Source organism: Gilvimarinus xylanilyticus (assembly GCF_024195295.1).
In the GTDB taxonomy this organism is placed as follows: domain Bacteria; phylum Pseudomonadota; class Gammaproteobacteria; order Pseudomonadales; family Cellvibrionaceae; genus Gilvimarinus; species Gilvimarinus xylanilyticus.
The window spans coordinates 1,605,908-1,622,840 of record NZ_JAMFTH010000001.1; the positions used below are offsets into that span (position 1 = coordinate 1,605,908).

Consider the following 16,933-nt stretch of genomic DNA (forward strand, 5'->3'; position numbering starts at 1 on the left):
GGGCTACTCGTAAAAGCTGTCTTCACCTTCGGGCCGGGTTTTAAAGCGCTTCTGGGCCCAAAAATATTGCTCGGGCGCCTTGGCAATCTCGCTTTCCATAAAGCTTGCGATGCGCTGGGTGTCCGCTACCTCATCGCCGCTGGGGAAGTTTTCAAACGGCGGATGAATCACCACATCATAGCCGGTACCATCGTCGCGGCGAAACTGGGTAAAGGGAATCACCCGGGCTTTTCCCAATGCGACAATTTTACTGGTGGCGGTAATCATCGCGGTGGGAACCCCAAAAAAGTCGACAAATACGCTGTTTTTGGGGCCCAGATCGCGATCAGGCGCATACCATACCGCACGCCCACGGCGCAGATGCGCGATCACGGTGCGAATACTATCGCGGGGAATAGCGATACCGGTTTTGCAGTAGGTTTCGCGCCCCTTGCGCTGCAAGTAATCGTACACTGCATTGCTGTGGGGGCGGTAGAGTCCATCGTATTCGGTGTGGCAACCCAAGAACGCACTGCCGATATCCAGGGTACTGAAATGTGTGGTCAATAACAGTACGCCCACGCCATCTTCCTCGGCTTGGCGCAAATGCTCGACTCCGGTAACGGTGTGTAGTTTGCGCAAGCGCCACTGGGGCCAGAACCAGCCAATACCGGTTTCAAACATAGCCGCCGCCATGGACTCGGCGTTGCGTTTGAGCAAATCTTCGCGCTCGGCCTCACTCAAATCGGGAAAGCAGTGTTTTAAATTAATGCGCCCGTAGTTGATGCGCTTTTTGTTTAACGCCAACAGCGGTGCCAGCTTTTTCGCCATCCACATTTGCCATTTATAGGGCAGCTGCGCCAGTAAAAACCACAGCCCGGCACCTAACCAAAACAGCCAGTAACGCGGGTGCAGCAGCGCTGCAGAAAAGTGGGTTCGCTTCATCAATGTTTACCTTTATCCGCCTCTGCTTGTTGATCAAGGCGCGTGAGCAGCTCGTCTTTTTCCTGCCAAATACCATTCACCCAGCGTTGGAAATGAGTGCGAAACTGAAGGTCGGTATAATTGCCCAGCAACGACGGGTCAATCTCGCGCTCGACGATCACCACGTTAATCTCGCCGACCTCGCCTGCCAGATACTGCCAAAAACTGGGGCGCCCTTCGGGGAAATGAATGGTTACATCCAAAAGCGTATGCAAACGCCCCTCCATCGCCGCTAGGGTAAACGCCAGCCCGCCCGCTTTGGGAATCAGCAGGTTTTTAAACGGCGACTGCTGCGCGGCGTGTTTTTGCGGGGTAAAGCGCGTGCCTTCCAGGTAGCTGATAATCGTCACGGGCTTATTGCTGTAGCGCTCGCACTGCTTGCGGGTGGTGGCCAAGTCTTTACCGGCCAGGCTGGGGTCGCGGGCAATTTGCTCTTTGCTGTGACGCCGCATAAAGGGAAAATCCAGCGCCCAAAACGCCATTCCCAGAATCGGAATCCAGGCCAGTGAGGTTTTTAAGAAAAACTTAAAGTACGGCACCCGACGATTCAGCACCCGCAAGATCACCAGAATGTCCACCCAACTCTGGTGGTTTACCACCAACATAAACCACTCGCGCCGGGCAAAAGTGTCAGGCCCGTCTACGCTAATCCGGGTTGGCAACAACAACCGCTGATGAAAATTATTGCAGCTGATCCAGGCGCTGGCGGTTTTATCCAACCAGCGCGTTAACATGGCTCGCCAGCGGCTGCGATACAGCACCGCCTTGGTCAGGGACAATAAAATCAGGGGCACGCCGATAATCAGCGTGACCAGCACAAACAAACTGAGGCTGATCAACGCCCGCACATGCCCCATTACCGCCACCCGCAAACGCCTTAAAAGTTGTGTTTAACCAGTGGCGAGGTGTCGGCTTCGTAATCGACGCCATCAAAACCAAAACCAAACAGCTTTAGGAAGTCGCTGTTATAGGTTTGGTAGTCGGTGGTCTGCATCAGGTTTTCTTCGGTCACCTGAGGCCAAATGGCTTCCACCTCGGCCTGGGTGTCTGGGTCCAACTCTTTGTTATCCACGCGGAAACGGTTGGCATCGTCCAGACGCGGGTTTTCGGTGTAAAGGCACTCGGTAAACAGACGCTGCAATTGTTCAATGCAACCTTCGTGGGTGCCCTTTTCTTTCATCACTTTAAACAGAATGGACATATACAAAGGCATGACCGGAATGGCGGAGCTGGCCTGAGTCACCAGCGCTTTAAGCACGGCCACATTGGCATCGACGCTTTTATCCGACAGGCGTTTGGCAATGGCACTCGCGGCGCGGTCCAAATCTTCCTTGGCTTTACCGATGGTGGCGTGACCATAGATGGGCCAGGTCAATTTATCGCCCAAATAGGTGTAGGCCACGGTCTTGGCGCCTTCGGCCAGCACATCGGCTTCGGCCAGAGCGTCCATCCACATTTCCCAGTCTTCGCCACCCATAACTTTAACGGTGTTGTTAATCTCTTCGTCAGTGGCGGGCTCGACGGTGACATCGGAAATTTTCAGGGTATCGGTATTCAGGTTTTTGGCGGTATAGCCTTCGCCAATGGGTTTCAGTACCGAATTATAGGTCTCACCGGTGTTGGGGTCGGTGCGACGGGGCGAGGCCAGCGAGTAAACCACCAAGTCAATCTTGCCCAGATCTTCTTTAATAGCCGCAATCGCATCGGCTTTAATCTCATTGCTGAAGGCGTCGCCGTTGATAGTGCGGGCATACAGGCCCTCTTTTTCGGCGGCAGCGTGGAAGGCCGCTGTATTGTAGTAGCCGGCCGAGCCGGTTTTGCGCTCGGTGGGTGGCTTTTCAAAGCACAAACCCAGGGTTTTGGCGCCACTGCCAAAGGCGGCGGTAATGCGCGAAGCCAGCCCGTAGCCGGTCGAGCAGCCAATCACCAGGACATTCTTAGGGCCACCGTCAATAGTGCCTTGGGCCTTGGTGTAGTCAATTTGCTCCTGCACATGGGCGGCGCAGCCCTGCGGGTGGGCGTTAATGCAGATAAAACCGCGTACTTTTGGCTTGATAATCATATTCATTCAGTCCTGTTTATCCCAAATTATCGACCTAAGCCTCTTTTCCGGGCCCTAGGTCTGAAAAAATTGCGGCCATTATAGTGCTCTTGGGGTAGCAACGACCAGTGTGATCTCCTGAGTATCTGCCCCAGGGCACGGCTTTCATATTGGCCCGACCAAATGAGCGTGGTATTCTCTGACGCCTAAATCGAATAATGATCCCAACCTGATTGCGCAGGCAATGTTCGCAGGTTGGGCCACATTGGAGTATTAGAATCACGATGGAATCGAACCAGCCAAGCCGGGCGTTGCGCCTAACTCATTTGACTTTAATTTTAACTCTCATGACCGCCTGTGGTGGCGGCGGCAGTGGCGAATCATCTCCCCCTCCGACCCAGAGCAGTGCCAACCGCAAGTCCGAATCAAGTGTTACGAGCAGCTCAATTATAAGCTCTATCGGCAATAGCTCGACTTACAGCTCCCTGCAATCCTCGAGCACCGCTCTCTCGTCTCAGTCAAGCAAACCGCAAAGTAGCACACCTTCGAGTGCTTTCAGCAGCTCCAGTGTCTCTTCCATTGCTCGAAGCTCATCATCGACAGCCAGTAGCTCTTCGCAATCCAGCATTACAGTGCAAACATTAACCGGCCAGTTTATCGACGCCCCGGTAGCGGGGCTTAAATACCGTACAAGCTCAGAACATACCGGTGAAACTAACCAGGAAGGTGAGTTCACCTACCAAGCGGGTGATGTGATCACCTTCGTCCTGGGCGCGCTTGAGCTACCACAAGTGCCCGCGGGACAGATCATAACGCCCATGGAGATCATGAATGCTGGTCGTACCAGCAATGCAGTCACTAATTTGCTGCGCTTACTACAGTCTTTAGACGACGACGGCTTTTACCAGTCAGGTATCGAAATCCCCAACCGGCACCTGGCTGCGCTGGAAAGTAGCGAATTAACCATCGAAGACTTTAATTTAGATACTGAAGCATTCGCCGCTCTACCCGAGATTACATCAATCATTTCAAATATTGATCATCTAGATCAGCTGATCAGCCCACACCGCGCTTTACAGCATTTTGAGAATAGCCTTATCAATGTGGCCGGGCTGGATTCTGACAGTGACGGCGTCCCCAATCACCGCGACAACGACGATGACAACGACGGCACACCAGACAATCAAGATCTGTTTCCTCTCTCAGAAGGTGAACAATCCGACTTTGACGGGGACTTTATCGGCGACAACGCCGACCCGGATGACGACAATGATGGCATTGAAGACACGGCAGACTCCCGCCTCCAAATCGTAAGCACAATTCAAGGCCACACCGAAACACCCGCCGACACTTTATTTTTGCCCCAGCAAAACCGTTTATTTATCAGCTATAAAAACAGTAAAAAAATCCAAGTTTACAACCTCGCCACTCAAAAACTAATTAAAACCTTTGCCCTCGATCACCTAGTTGAAGACTTGGCCACAACACCCGATGGCAAAACACTCTATGCATCACTGCCTAGCAGTGATCGCAGCCCCTTCGAATATGAACTAACGGGCAACATTGCCGTAATCGATGTCGCTAGCTTAGAGCTACAAAGAACGTTTTCGGTACCGCTGGATCCGTACAGCTTGGTCGTCAGTCAAGACAACCAGATAGCCGTTAGCAGCGGCTCTGGACAACATGCAGACATTGGCTTTTTTGACGGACGATCTGGACGTTTACTAGGGAGCGCACGTTCTTACGGCAAATCCAAGCTCGCCCTACATCCATCAGAAGACTGGTTGTTTGCCGCCGACAACGGTTTATCCCCCTCTGATTTCGAAAAATACGACATCAGCCGAGACCAAATAAAAAGCGTCGGAGATTCACCATATCATGGCGATTATCGGATAGCAGGTAACCTATGGATAACTCCAGACGGTTCCAGGCTGATAACCCGCGGCGGAGATGCTTTTTTCACCTCTGACATGACTTATATTGACTCTGTCAGTCAAACCGGCGAAACCTTTAACCATGTTGTTTTTGACTCAGAAAAAAACATTATGGCCGCCATAATATCTGAGGGCTATCAGGGCTCATCGTCCGCGTTCAAGCTATACAACTTAGATTCGCTTCAGTATTTCGAGCAGCACACGCTTTACGGCAGCCTTCTTGATTTGGCTTTTACTGAGCAAAACATGTACGCACTAACCAGCACGGAAAGCAAGGTTGATCTGATAAAACGAAGCCACCCCTGCACAACGTGTGCAACCAACACCCGTCCGAGCGCCACATTTAGCCACTTGCCGCAAGCGGCTAGCACTTACCACTCGCTTACATTTGATGCTTCGAACAGCACAGACCGAGAATCACCAAACCAACTTCAATATCGATGGGATATTGGCGCAGATGATCATTGGGAAACTTCCTTCTCGACCGAGCCGACCTTTGACTATACCTTTATCACTGCCGGAGAGAAATTTGTACGTCTTCAGGTAAAAGACTCTGCGGGAAAAACCAGCAGCCAGATTAATGTTATTAACGTCGCGCGAGCCCCACAAGAATCGCAATCGCTGTCACTCGCCACCGATTTCAAATCACCTGGCGACCCTCAGCAATCATTACTTAACCCCCATACCGGTGAATTGTACATTCGATACGTTAGTTCCCTAGCTGTAGTAGATGCAAAATCGGGCAAGGGGCTATACCACTTTAATTTCGAAGAAAACACAGAAGATATGGACCTTAGCCCGAATGGCGAACGGTTGTATCTCCACCTGAGCGACTTCTACTCCCCCCCTAGAATCCATAACAACTACAGTTACATAACAGTAATAGACACGACCTCAAAAACACGCATCAATACATTCGCCTCAGGAGCCGTTATTAATGGAATGGCCGCAACCAATAATAATCAGGTTGTTGTCCTATCCGAGGAAACCCATTACGGAAAGCTCGTTAAATTTAACGATAATGGCGACATCGTTGGCGAATTAAAGGAGAGATTCTACTTTACTGGTACCGCGCGATCATCCCGTGATCCAGACCTTTTATACTCTTCTAGAACAGTGCTAAATCTACGCACCTTAAGCATTGAAGAAAATGGCTTTGCGGTCATACTTAACACACCACTGTTTAATATAGGGATGAATCGCCTCGTTGATCGAGACGGAAGGGTTGTAAACGCCGAGACCGGCCAACTCTTAGCGAATGTTTTCACATACACCAATCCGGCGCATCACTACGGATACCTAACTGTCGAGAATGCCATCTACAACGAAAGCCAAGACGTGGTTACAATTGTCGAACGAGACCGGGTCATCACCCTCAGCGCAGGACCTTTACATACTATAGAGTCCAACCCGGTGTCTTCTCAATATTTTGGGCTATTTTATTACGACGGAAAACGCATCGCTCTTGAGCGAAACTATGATCACCTAAGCTGGGCTGTGGAAGACCACCCTTGCCCTGATTGTGCGAGCAACCTACCACCCACCGCGAGCTTTTCTACTTCACTCAAAAATGACGAGAACAACTCCGTACAAGTTCTATTGGACGCGAGCTCGAGTGTTGATCCCGAAGGCGCACCGCTTACCTATTACTGGGACCTAGACGGCGATCAGCAGTGGGACCTGAAAACAAACAACAACAAGGTCGAACACAACTATATGATTGATGGCAGTTATGCCATAACCATGCTGATTGCGGATGCTGCAGGTAAAACGTCACACGCGCGTGATAACGTGGAAATTAACACTTCTCCGGACTCAGGCACACCCACACATTCCCCCACGCCCGGAACTCTCAACATTGGCGCCGACAAAGTGGAGTACTCCCCCGAAACTCAAAAGATGTATGTTTTAGATACTTCTGAGAAACGTTTATACACCATTGACATGGCGAGTCTTAGCCTTGAACGTTATCACCAATTCACCCACACACCTGTGGCCCTTGACCTTAGCAGTGATAGTAAACGTTTAGTGGTCGCCATACAGCCAATCCCTATCGATGAATACTATTCGGATCCAAACAGTGGCTTCGTAGCTATTTTCGACGCCACTACTGGAATGAGAACTCACAATGTTCAAATTGATCAATCCCCTGCAGACTTAGCAGTTAGCACTTCTGGTGAGCTTTATATTTCTGGCGCGCAAGATGAAAGTTTGACAGCCTATGCGCTCGACGATACTTCCAACATCTACGCGGCAACCTTCTTCGACAGACATTTCGAAATATTCCTGAACAACGAAGAGGACAGAGTATTTACTACCGAGCCCGGTTCTTATTCGAATAGAGTCAGTGTTTTGCGCACAGGGGAAAACCTGAATCGTAATATAGAGACCGTTAGTCACTATGATGCCCCAAGCTTTCGTATCGGCAACCGAATTTGGCTACATCCAGACAATGACTATTTTGTCGGTAGCTCGGGCGTTATTCTTAATACCAACGGCGAATATCACAATCAGGACCTTCCACATGGCGTGATAGATGCGGCGTTCAATGAAGATGGCTCAGAACTGACTTATATTGGTGAGGACGAATCGATTTATCATATCAATACCAGCGATTGGACTGTTCTGAACAGCGCCTCGGACATTGCCCAGCCTCGTCATCTTGTAAGACACAATGATGTCTACTACGTGCTGGCCGGACCCGATGGTGCCACAACACTCGAAGCACTCACTTTCTAATTCAAAACTGGGACATACAGAGTATGATTTTACCGATGGCAGCCCTTGTATTACTCACCTTTATCGTGGCATTTACTATGCTGGCTGCTCGTATTCGCGCCGTTAAAAGCCGCGAGGTATCGCTCAGTTACTTTAAAACCTACGATGCTTCACCGCGCGAGCTGCCCGAGCGAATGGTACTGACCCAGCGCTGTTTTAATAATTTACTGGAAATACCACCACTGTTTTACGTTGCCTGCCTGGCGGCGATGGTGATTGGTATGAGCGGGCTGCTGATGCTGACTCTGGCCTGGACGTATGTGGCCCTACGCGCGGTGCAGGCTTTTATTCATTTAAACGGCAATAATGTGATCTGGCGCATGCGCAGCTTTTTGCTGGGTAACCTGGTGCTGCTAGCGATGTGGGCGATCTTGGTGGTGGCGCAGCTTGGCGTTTAGTTAAAACGCCTCGCCAATGCCAAAGTAGAACTGAGAGCCGTTTTTGCCCACGGCCCAGTCCGCCGATAAGCTGACCTGATGCTTGCGCGAGAGCATATAGCGGGCGCCCACACCGGCGGCGGGCAACGGATTGTGGAAAAACTCACGCGGTGATGAGGCCACCTCCCCCACCCCGGCAAAGCCGGTTAGCACCCAGCGGGGGTTTAGCCGCCAGCGGTACTCGCCCTGCACGGCGTACATGTCTTTATCGCGGTAGCGGCCGGTATCGTAACCGCGCAAATCTGTCTTACCGCCAAACGAGCTGAGCAAAAAGAATGGTGCATCGCCGCTGGCGGTGCGGTACATGGCGCGCACGGCAATCACATCGCCCTGGGCCACGGGGCGATAGATATTGGTGTCGAACTTGCCGATTTCCGCACTAAAATCCGACCCCATCCAGTCGCGGTACAAAGAGTAACTTAACTTTGTCATCGAGCCGCGAGTAGGAAAGTATAGATCGTCGCGGGTATCAATTTTGGACGTCATCTCGAAAGCACCCAGGGTCAGCTCCAGGCTGGGGTCGGGCAGCTCGCTTACAGGGGGCGACCAGTGCCGCAAAGCGACTTCCGATCGCCCGCCCAGCACACCAATGCCCGTGTAAAAATGTTGGAATAGCTCGTACATAACCAGGGCGTAGCCAAACTGTCCATCCTGGCGGATATCCAAGTGCCTGCCGTTTTGGCCGGCGTCGTTACCAATCCCCCAAAAGCGGTAGTTATAAGTCAGATCCCCCGCCAAGACCACCAGCCGCAAGCGGTCCTGTAACCAGTGAAAGCTGCCCCCCAGGCCCGCAGCATGGCTGCCATTTTCGGCGCCCATGGCCATGGCGCCCACGATCGAGGCCGGTTGATCGTCACTCTCTTGAGGCAAAAAGTACCCCGCCCCTAACGCCAGGCTCCACCCCAGCTCGGAGGAGTGCCCCGGCACAGGCGCCAACACCAAATCTTCGGGCCAGCGGGCAAACACTGAGGTAGCCGGATTCCCCTCAAGCTTGGCAGCGTCTACCTCGTCCACCGCCTGGTCCGCAGGCAGAGGTATCTCACCTACGGCGGCGGCGCGCGCGATAGAGCTAAATGCCAATAGCACCCATGCCAGGCTTGCCCACCAACATCGGAGCGCCATTAAAAACGCACCGTTACCGATGAGGTGAAGGCTTCGCGAGTGCCGATAAAACCATCGTACTCCAGCATGACCGATAAACGGGTGCTGATATCCCAATTAAAACCCAGCAATAGGTTCCACGGGTCTTGATTGCGTTGATGAATCCGGTAGTCCAGCACTTGGCTGGTCGCGGGAATCGCCCAGCTGCCGTCCACGATATTTTCGCTGTCCAGATAATTGCCGCCAGCGAATACCGTCAGGTTCCCCGCCCGGGGCAAACTAATCAGACGCCCGACTCGGGGCGACAAAGTGAGCGAGCGACCGTCGAAGTTTTTGTCATTGGCAAAGCTGTAACTGAGATTAAACGGCAATATCCCCACCCAGCCGTGCCAGGCCCCCGCCAGCACAAAGCCACCCCCGGCGGTGTAGGGATTAACACGGGCACGGACGGGAAAAGTCACGCGGCGCTCATCCAGCACAAAACAGGCCGGGGGCGGCAAGCGTTTGCTGCAGTCAGTACCCAACTGCGCCAGCAGGTCGCTGCCATCTAAGGTGATGTCCATATTGATATCGCCGTGCACCTCGCCCAGGGTGGCGTACAGGTTTAAAAACGGCAGTACCCAGGTGTCCAACTTAAGCTGGTTGGTAATAATGTCAGCCTCAGCATTGCTGACTCCCACAAAGCTGTAGGGCATTTTGGCGCCGCCGTTAAAACCCACATCCAGGTCCGTAAGGGTCATAATCTGCTCTACATCCGAGCGAATCCAGCCGGCGCCATAGGGACGCGGCAGATTAATGCCCCGGTCAATCACCTGTTGCGCTAATAACGGCAAAACATAGGGCCACTGCCGGGGGGCCGCATCGCCCTGCTCACCGGCATAGGCCGGATCCCGGCCCGGTATTGTCGAACGGGCCAAGCCAGTATCGGTCAAGCGGCTGTTGACCTGAATATGCGCCAGACTCAGGCCGGCACCAATAGCGGCCCCCGATTCGCTGCGCAGGTAAAGGTCGTATTCGTTGGTGTGCAGTAGATAATCTGGCCCCTGCTCGCCCAGGGTAGAGCTGGCGGTGGGATTCACCTGCCAGCGACCGCGGCGCAAACTATCCAGCGTCTGGGGAGACTTTATAACCGCCAAAAAACGACCATCGCGCGCGCCCAAGCCCATGCCTAGCCCCAGGCTGGTAATATTCAGGTAAGTCGTACTCTGGTCGCGCTGATCGACCAATACCGCCACGGCCTTGGCGCGCCCCAATGGGCCCAAAAGCAGGGTATCGCCCGTGCCCACCAAATAACCAGGGGCGCGATCCAATTGCGCGGCCAGATCGGGCTCTTCACGCAAAAAGCTATCCAGCGCGGCCCGGGCCTTCTGATCCATTTGCTGGCGCAGCTCCGCGTGCTGCGCCTCTTGTGCCTGCCCGTGGCCTGCCAGCGACAGTGCCACACACACAAACACGGCGCCCCACCACCGGCTTATCGCTTGCCTCATAACCTTCCTTACGTCTTTTGCGTGCCTATACAATAGCGAGTACGGCGAACATTAAAATCCATTCTAGCCTAGGAAGGAGCACTGGAGATACAACCGCGAAGCCCGTAAAATAAGCGCCACCATTCTATTACTAGCAACCGTAAGCCCTATGATCCCCCGTATACGCGAAACTTCGCCGGTACAATCTGTCTATCTGCGCTTTATCGAAACCCTCAAGCAAGAAGGGTTTGCAGGCGATTTAAACCCGGATTACGCCAACCGCACCGTGCTATCCACCGATAACTCGATTTATCAGGTACTGCCCCAAGGGGTGGTTTACCCGCGCCATATCGACGATTTAACGCTTATTGCACGGTTATCTCAGCGCGAGGAGTTCCGTCAGGTAGTGCTCAGCCCGCGCGGCGGCGGCACCGGCACAAACGGCCAGTCCCTTACCGACGGCCTGGTGGTGGATATTTCGCGCCATATGAATCAGATTCTGGAGATTAACGAATCCGAGCGCTGGGTGCGGGTGCAAACCGGGGTGGTCAAAGATCAGCTAAACGCCGCCCTCAAGCCCTACGGGTTGTTCTTTGCGCCGGAGCTCTCCACCAGTAACCGCGCCACCATCGGCGGCATGATCAACACGGACGCCTCGGGCCAGGGCTCGTGCCTGTACGGCAAAACCCGCGACCATGTGCTGGCATTAAAAACCGTGCTGCTGGACGGCACTGTGTGCGACTCCCAGCCCGCCAACGACGCTACCCTGGCCGAGCGCCGCGAACAGGCCGGGCGTATTGGCGAGGTGTACCGCGCGCTGGACGATATCGAGCGCGATAACCGCGAGCTGATCGCCGCCAAGTTTCCCAAGCTAAACCGCTGCCTGACCGGCTACGACCTGGCCCATGTGCGCACCGACAACGGCGAGTTTGACCTAAACAGCGTGCTGTGCGGCAGCGAAGGCACCCTGGGTTTTATTGCCGAGGCCAAGCTCAACGTGCTGCCCATCCCCAAGGTGGCGGCACTGGTTAACGTCAATTACCGCGACTTTAACGCCGCCCTGCGCGATGCCACCGAGTTGATGAAAGCCGGGCCCACCTCTATTGAAACCGTGGACTCTAAAGTGCTTAACCTCGCCATGAACGATATCGTCTGGCACAGCGTCAGCGATTACTTTCCGCCGGTGCCGGGGCAGGAAATCAAAGGTATTAACCTGGTGGAATACACCGCCGACACCCAGGATGAACTAGAGGCGGGCATTAAACGCCTAACCGATACCCTGGATGCCATGAGCGAGGCCGACAAAGAAAGTACCGGCCGCATCGGTTACACCGTGGCCATGGGCAGTGGTGCGGTGAATAAAATCTGGGGCATGCGCAAAAAAGCCGTGGGCCTTTTGGGCAATGCCAAGGGCGAGGCGCGCCCCATTCCGTTTGTGGAAGACACCGCCGTACCGCCGGAAAACCTGGCCGATTTTATTTTTGAATTTCGCGAGCTGCTGGATAGCCACAACTTGCAATACGGCATGTTCGGCCATGTGGACGCCGGGGTTTTGCACGTGCGCCCGGCCATTGATATGAAAGACCCCAAGCAAGAAAAACTGATTCGCACTATTTCCGACAAGGTGGTCGCCCTCACGCAAAAATACCACGGCCTGCTGTGGGGCGAACACGGCAAGGGCGTGCGCTCGGAATACGCGCCGCAGTTTTTTGGCGAGCTATACCCGCAGATTCAAAAACTCAAGGCCGCCTTTGACCCCTACAACCAGTTAAACCCCGGCAAAATTGCCACGCCCAATAACGACAGCGAATTAATGGCCATTGACGGCGTGGTCACCCGCGGCCAGCAAGATCGCAAAATTCCCGTCCAGGTGTGGGAAGGCTACAGCGAAGGCATGCACTGCAACGGCAACGGTCTGTGCTATAACTGGAACCCCAACGATGCCATGTGCCCCTCGTGGAAGGCGACCCGCGAACGTATCCACTCTCCCAAGGGCCGCTCGTCACTGATGCGCGAATGGCTAAAGCAATTGGGCGAGCGCGACGTCAACGCCGTGGAGGAAACCCAGGCGCTTCGCAAGCAGTGGGCCATCGCCCGCCTGCCCGAGCGCATTGTCAATACCATTGGCAAAAAGCGCGGCCATTACGACTTTTCCCACGAGGTAAACACCGCCATGCAGGGCTGCTTGGCCTGTAAATCCTGCGTGGGCCAATGCCCTATTAAAGTGGATGTACCCGAGTTTCGCGCCAAGTTTCTCGAGCTGTACTACAGCCGCTATTTGCGCCCGTTAAAAGACTATTTTATTGGCTCGCTGGAATACATGATGCCCACGCTGGCGCGGGTGCCCTGGCTGTACAATGGCCTGATGAAACCGGCGTTTATGCAAAAAGTGCTGGCCAAGACCGCCGGCATGGTCGACAGCCCATTGCTGACGGGAGTAAACCTCGACGAAGCGCTGCGCGAGGCCGGTGCCCGCTACGCCACCGCCGAAAACATCGCCACCCTTAACGCCGAGCACAAAACCAAAACCGTTATCTTGGTGCAGGACGCCTTTACCAGCTACTTTGAAACCCAGCTGGTACTGGACGCGATTAAACTGCTAAAAATACTGGGCTTTAACCCCATGCTTGCGCCCTTTAAGCCCAACGGCAAACCTTTGCACGTACACGGCTTTTTAAAGTCCTTTGCCAAGGCCGCGGACAATAACGCCCGCATGCTAAACGCTCTGGCCGATACCGGTATTCCCCTGGTGGGGCTGGAGCCCTCCATGACCCTGGCCTATCGCAGCGAGTACCAAAAACTGCAGGGCGATAAAGCGCCAAAGGTCGCGCTTATCCAGGAATGGCTGGCGGCCCAGGATGTGACCGACGCCACCGCCCTGTTCGGCAAAAGCGGGTACAAACTGTTGGCCCACTGCACCGAAAAAACCAACGCCGCCGCCAGTATTAAAGACTGGCAGACCCTGTTTGCAGCCCTAGGCCAGGAGTTGTCGGTGGTCGATACCGGCTGCTGCGGCATGGCGGGCACCTATGGTCACGAAGCGGCCAATGTGGAGACCTCCAAAAAGATCTACTCCATGAGTTGGGAAGCCGTGGTGAGCGATTCCGACAACGACGGCAAGCTGACCGCTACGGGCTACTCCTGCCGCAGCCAGGTCAAACGCCTGCAGGACACCCGCATCCCCCACCCGCTGCAAATTCTGCTAGCGGCCTATCAGGGCTAGCGGCCTGCGCCATGCCCGCCGCTACCGGCTCGCCCCGGTAGCGGCGGATTCATGTATAATCGCGGCCAAATTTTCACCACAGGCAAAGAGACAGATTCATGGGCTTTAATTGCGGTATTGTCGGACTCCCCAACGTGGGTAAATCCACCCTGTTTAACGCACTGACCAAATCGGGCATTGGTGCCGAAAACTTCCCCTTTTGCACCATCGAGCCCAACGCCGGTGTGGTCGCCGTGCCCGATCCGCGCCAGGATAAAATCGCCGATATCGTAAAACCGGAAAAAATTATCGCCACCACCATGGAATTTGTGGACATTGCGGGCCTGGTGGCTGGGGCCTCTAAGGGCGAAGGCCTGGGCAACAAGTTCCTCGCCAACATCCGCGAGACCGACGCCATCGCCCATGTGGTGCGCTGCTTTGAAGACGAAAACGTGATTCACGTAGACGGGAAAATTAACCCCGCCTCGGACATTGACGTAATCAACACCGAGCTGGCCCTGGCCGACTTGGAGTCGGTAGAAAAAGCCATTCAGCGCTTTGCCAAGCTCGCCAAAGGCCAGGACAAGCACGCCATAGCCATGAAGGCACTGCTGGAGAAAATCCAGCCGCACCTGGACGAGGCCAAACCGCTGCGCTCATTCGGTTTAAACGACGATGAAAAAGCGCTGCTGCGCGAGCTGAGCCTGATGACCCTCAAGCCCACCATGTACATCGCCAACGTCGCCGAAGACGGCTTTGAAGACAACCCGCACCTGGACACGGTTAAAAAAATCGCCGCCGAAGAAAACGCCGTGGTCGTACCCATTTGCAACAAAATTGAAGCCGAAATCAGCGAGCTGGACGACGAAGAAAAAACCGAGTTCCTGGAGGCGCTGGGCATGGACGAGCCGGGTCTGAACCGCGTAATTCGCGGCGGTTACGACCTGTTAGGCCTGCACACCTACTTTACCGCTGGTGTTAAAGAAGTACGCGCCTGGACCATCCCCGTGGGCGCAACCGCCCCCCAAGCGGCCGGAAAAATTCACACCGATTTCGAAAAAGGCTTTATCCGCGCCGAAGTGGTCAGCTACGACGACTTTATTGAGCTAGGCGGCGAGCAAGGCGCCAAAGACGCCGGCAAATGGCGTTTGGAAGGTAAAGACTACATTGTAAAAGATGGGGATATTGTGCACTTTAGGTTTAATGTGTAAACAATCAAAAGTCAGACGTCTGGGGCCAGACGTCTGACACTTTTACTTTTTTCGCCTGACGCAAAACTTTGACATCTGCCCCTCCCCACTTTTCCCCAAGACCTCCACTCTATATACTCCCTCTTAAAGCCTGGCAGGCAAAGAAAGCGGAGAGAAAACAATGACTAACGACTTGAAGGAGTGCTTAAGCAAATCGACGCTTGAGATTACGCCCACACTTTCCCGATCCTTTACCTCGGCACAACCTTTTTCTCATTTGGTCATTGATAACTTTTTTACCCCAGATTATTGTCAGGCGCTACTGGACGAATTCCCGAGTTTCGACAACGAAAAAGCGCGCAACGAAAACGGCACCATCGGGCGCAAAGCGGTTTACACAGAACTGCGCGACATCGGACCGCAATACCAAAAGCTAGATGAAATCATTCGCTCAAAAGCGTTTTTGAATTGGGTTAGTCAAGCAACCGGTATTCCCGATTTGATCTACGACCCTGACTACTTTGGCGGCGGCACCCACGAAAACTGCCACGGGCAAGATTTAGACCCTCACGTGGACTTTAACCGCCACCCTGTGACCAATCACCACCGCCGTTTAAACCTGATTGTCTATCTGAACCACGAGTGGGAAGATGACTGGGGCGGACTCATTGAGTTTCATCGCGACCCGCGCAAGCCACCGGCAGAAAATGAAATTACTCGAGTGACTCCACTGTTTAATCGCTGCGTCATTTTCGCTACCCACGATCATTCCTGGCACGGCTTTGAGCGTATTAATCTACCCGAGGGCGACAGAGACCCGCATTCTCGTAAGTCCATCGCCCTATACTTTTACAGCAAAACCAGGCCTGCCCAAGAGTACAAAGGCCGTCACTCTACCATCTATGTAGAACGGCCACTGCCTGAGCACATCAAGCCCGGCCAGGTTTTAAGCGACGACGACTATCAACGCATTCAAGTATTACTGGCAAGACGCGACCAGCACCTACAACGCCTGTACCGCGACAACCACCGATTGCAAGATATGCTGGACAACCTCACCAACCACCGCGCTTTCTGGCTGGCTCGTAAAGGACTAAATGCCGCGTCTAAAATTAAGCGAACTTTGTTGGGGAATAAGAGCTAAACGGCTGGGCAGCATTACTGCTGCCTCGGGAGTCTAGGATACATGCAGGGGATTTCATTAGCGTAGCGCCGCGTTAAGCAGCTCCCTGATTATGGCGAAGTTGGTACAAGTCGTAGTTGGCCTGCATGGAGAGCCAAAATTCGGCACTGCCGGCTCCCACCTGCTCCAGCGCCAATGCCATTTCCGGCGATACAGACGCGCTGCCATTGATGACCCGGTTTAAAGTGTTGCGGTGGCAGCCCAGCCGCTCGGCGACGACGGCGATGCTGTTGATTTTGTGACCGTCTTCGTCCTCGACCAAACGCTGTCGAATGATTCGACCGGGGTGCGAAGGGTTATACATGGCCATGAGACGCTCTCCCGTCAATGATAATCGTCATAATCCAGCAGGTAGATATTGGCCTTTTAATTTGCCGCTTAACGGGTGCAAACCCCAGTTTCCAGCGGCAATATCGTCAAGGCTGGTGGCAGCATCCAACACGGTCAAGCGATCGCGAAGCCGATCAGCGTGATCGGTGCGAATGCCTCTCGTGCTTCCCCTCTCGAAAAACAACCTCAACCCCTTGTGCTTAATGCTTTTGATCATCCCTAATCAACCCGCTTTTCGGTGTGCTCAATTATTGTATCGTGTCACGCGACAGTGTTCAACATCCCTTTAAATAGCCTCCCTAAGACCA

At 53.8% G+C, this 16,933-nt stretch carries 12 protein-coding genes; 5 read left to right on the top strand and 7 right to left on the bottom strand.

Features of this window, described 5'->3' with window-relative positions:
- Positions 1–3 precede the first annotated feature (3 nt).
- From lpxL to fabV, 3 genes are read right to left on the bottom strand one after another with little or no spacing between them, the layout of a single operon-like run.
- Positions 4–924, bottom strand: coding sequence for an LpxL/LpxP family Kdo(2)-lipid IV(A) lauroyl/palmitoleoyl acyltransferase (lpxL, locus tag M6D89_RS07015; protein WP_253967307.1), 921 nt, complete (start codon positions 922–924; stop codon positions 4–6).
- The gene (locus tag M6D89_RS07020) at positions 924–1,820 is read right to left on the bottom strand and encodes an acyltransferase (RefSeq protein WP_253967308.1); all 897 of its coding nucleotides are present in this window, start codon (positions 1,818–1,820) and stop codon (positions 924–926) included. Before M6D89_RS07020 ends, lpxL begins: the two co-directional genes overlap by 1 nt.
- A 20-nt stretch (positions 1,821–1,840) precedes the next feature.
- On the bottom strand, positions 1,841–3,025 hold the full coding sequence (fabV, locus tag M6D89_RS07025; RefSeq protein ID WP_253967309.1) for an enoyl-ACP reductase FabV: 1,185 nt from the start codon (positions 3,023–3,025) through the stop codon (positions 1,841–1,843).
- 263 nt (positions 3,026–3,288) lie between these two features.
- Here fabV and M6D89_RS07030 point away from each other — a divergent pair, with 263 nt between their 5' ends.
- Positions 3,289–7,677, top strand: a complete 4,389-nt coding sequence (locus M6D89_RS07030; RefSeq protein WP_253967310.1) for a PKD domain-containing protein — start codon at positions 3,289–3,291, stop codon at positions 7,675–7,677.
- A gap of 23 nt (positions 7,678–7,700) precedes the next feature.
- Complete coding sequence (locus M6D89_RS07035; protein WP_253967311.1) at positions 7,701–8,114, top strand: MAPEG family protein; 414 nt, start codon at positions 7,701–7,703, stop codon at positions 8,112–8,114.
- Here M6D89_RS07035 and M6D89_RS07040 read toward each other — a convergent pair whose 3' ends face one another.
- Positions 8,115–9,275, bottom strand: a complete 1,161-nt coding sequence (locus M6D89_RS07040; protein ID WP_253967312.1) for a BamA/TamA family outer membrane protein — start codon at positions 9,273–9,275, stop codon at positions 8,115–8,117. It abuts the gene before it with no gap.
- Complete coding sequence (locus M6D89_RS07045) at positions 9,275–10,741, bottom strand: lipid-binding SYLF domain-containing protein (RefSeq protein WP_253967313.1); 1,467 nt, start codon at positions 10,739–10,741, stop codon at positions 9,275–9,277. The genes M6D89_RS07040 and M6D89_RS07045 overlap by 1 nt, the downstream gene beginning before the upstream one ends.
- A gap of 148 nt (positions 10,742–10,889) precedes the next feature.
- Here M6D89_RS07045 and ydiJ point away from each other — a divergent pair, with 148 nt between their 5' ends.
- The 3 genes from ydiJ (at position 10,890) to M6D89_RS07060 (ending at position 16,256) form a co-directional block, all read left to right on the top strand.
- Positions 10,890–13,943: a D-2-hydroxyglutarate dehydrogenase YdiJ gene (gene ydiJ / locus M6D89_RS07050; RefSeq protein WP_253967314.1), complete on the top strand. Its 3,054-nt coding sequence runs from the start codon at positions 10,890–10,892 to the stop codon at positions 13,941–13,943.
- Positions 13,944–14,041: 98 nt separating this feature from the next.
- Positions 14,042–15,133 (top strand): redox-regulated ATPase YchF, encoded by a 1,092-nt coding sequence (gene ychF, locus M6D89_RS07055; protein ID WP_253967315.1) that lies wholly within the window; start codon positions 14,042–14,044, stop codon positions 15,131–15,133.
- A 160-nt stretch (positions 15,134–15,293) separates the two neighbouring features.
- A complete protein-coding gene (locus M6D89_RS07060; protein WP_253967316.1) occupies positions 15,294–16,256 on the top strand; it encodes a 2OG-Fe(II) oxygenase in 963 nt (320 codons plus the stop codon).
- A gap of 73 nt (positions 16,257–16,329) precedes the next feature.
- Here the strand turns inward: M6D89_RS07060 and M6D89_RS07065 are convergent, their stop codons facing one another.
- Positions 16,330–16,605, bottom strand: coding sequence for a HigA family addiction module antitoxin (locus tag M6D89_RS07065; protein ID WP_253967317.1), 276 nt, complete (start codon positions 16,603–16,605; stop codon positions 16,330–16,332).
- Between the two features lie 27 nt (positions 16,606–16,632).
- Entirely contained in the window at positions 16,633–16,842 is a 210-nt protein-coding gene (locus tag M6D89_RS17460) for a type II toxin-antitoxin system RelE/ParE family toxin (RefSeq protein WP_418930341.1), read from the bottom strand.
- Positions 16,843–16,933: the final 91 nt, after the last annotated feature.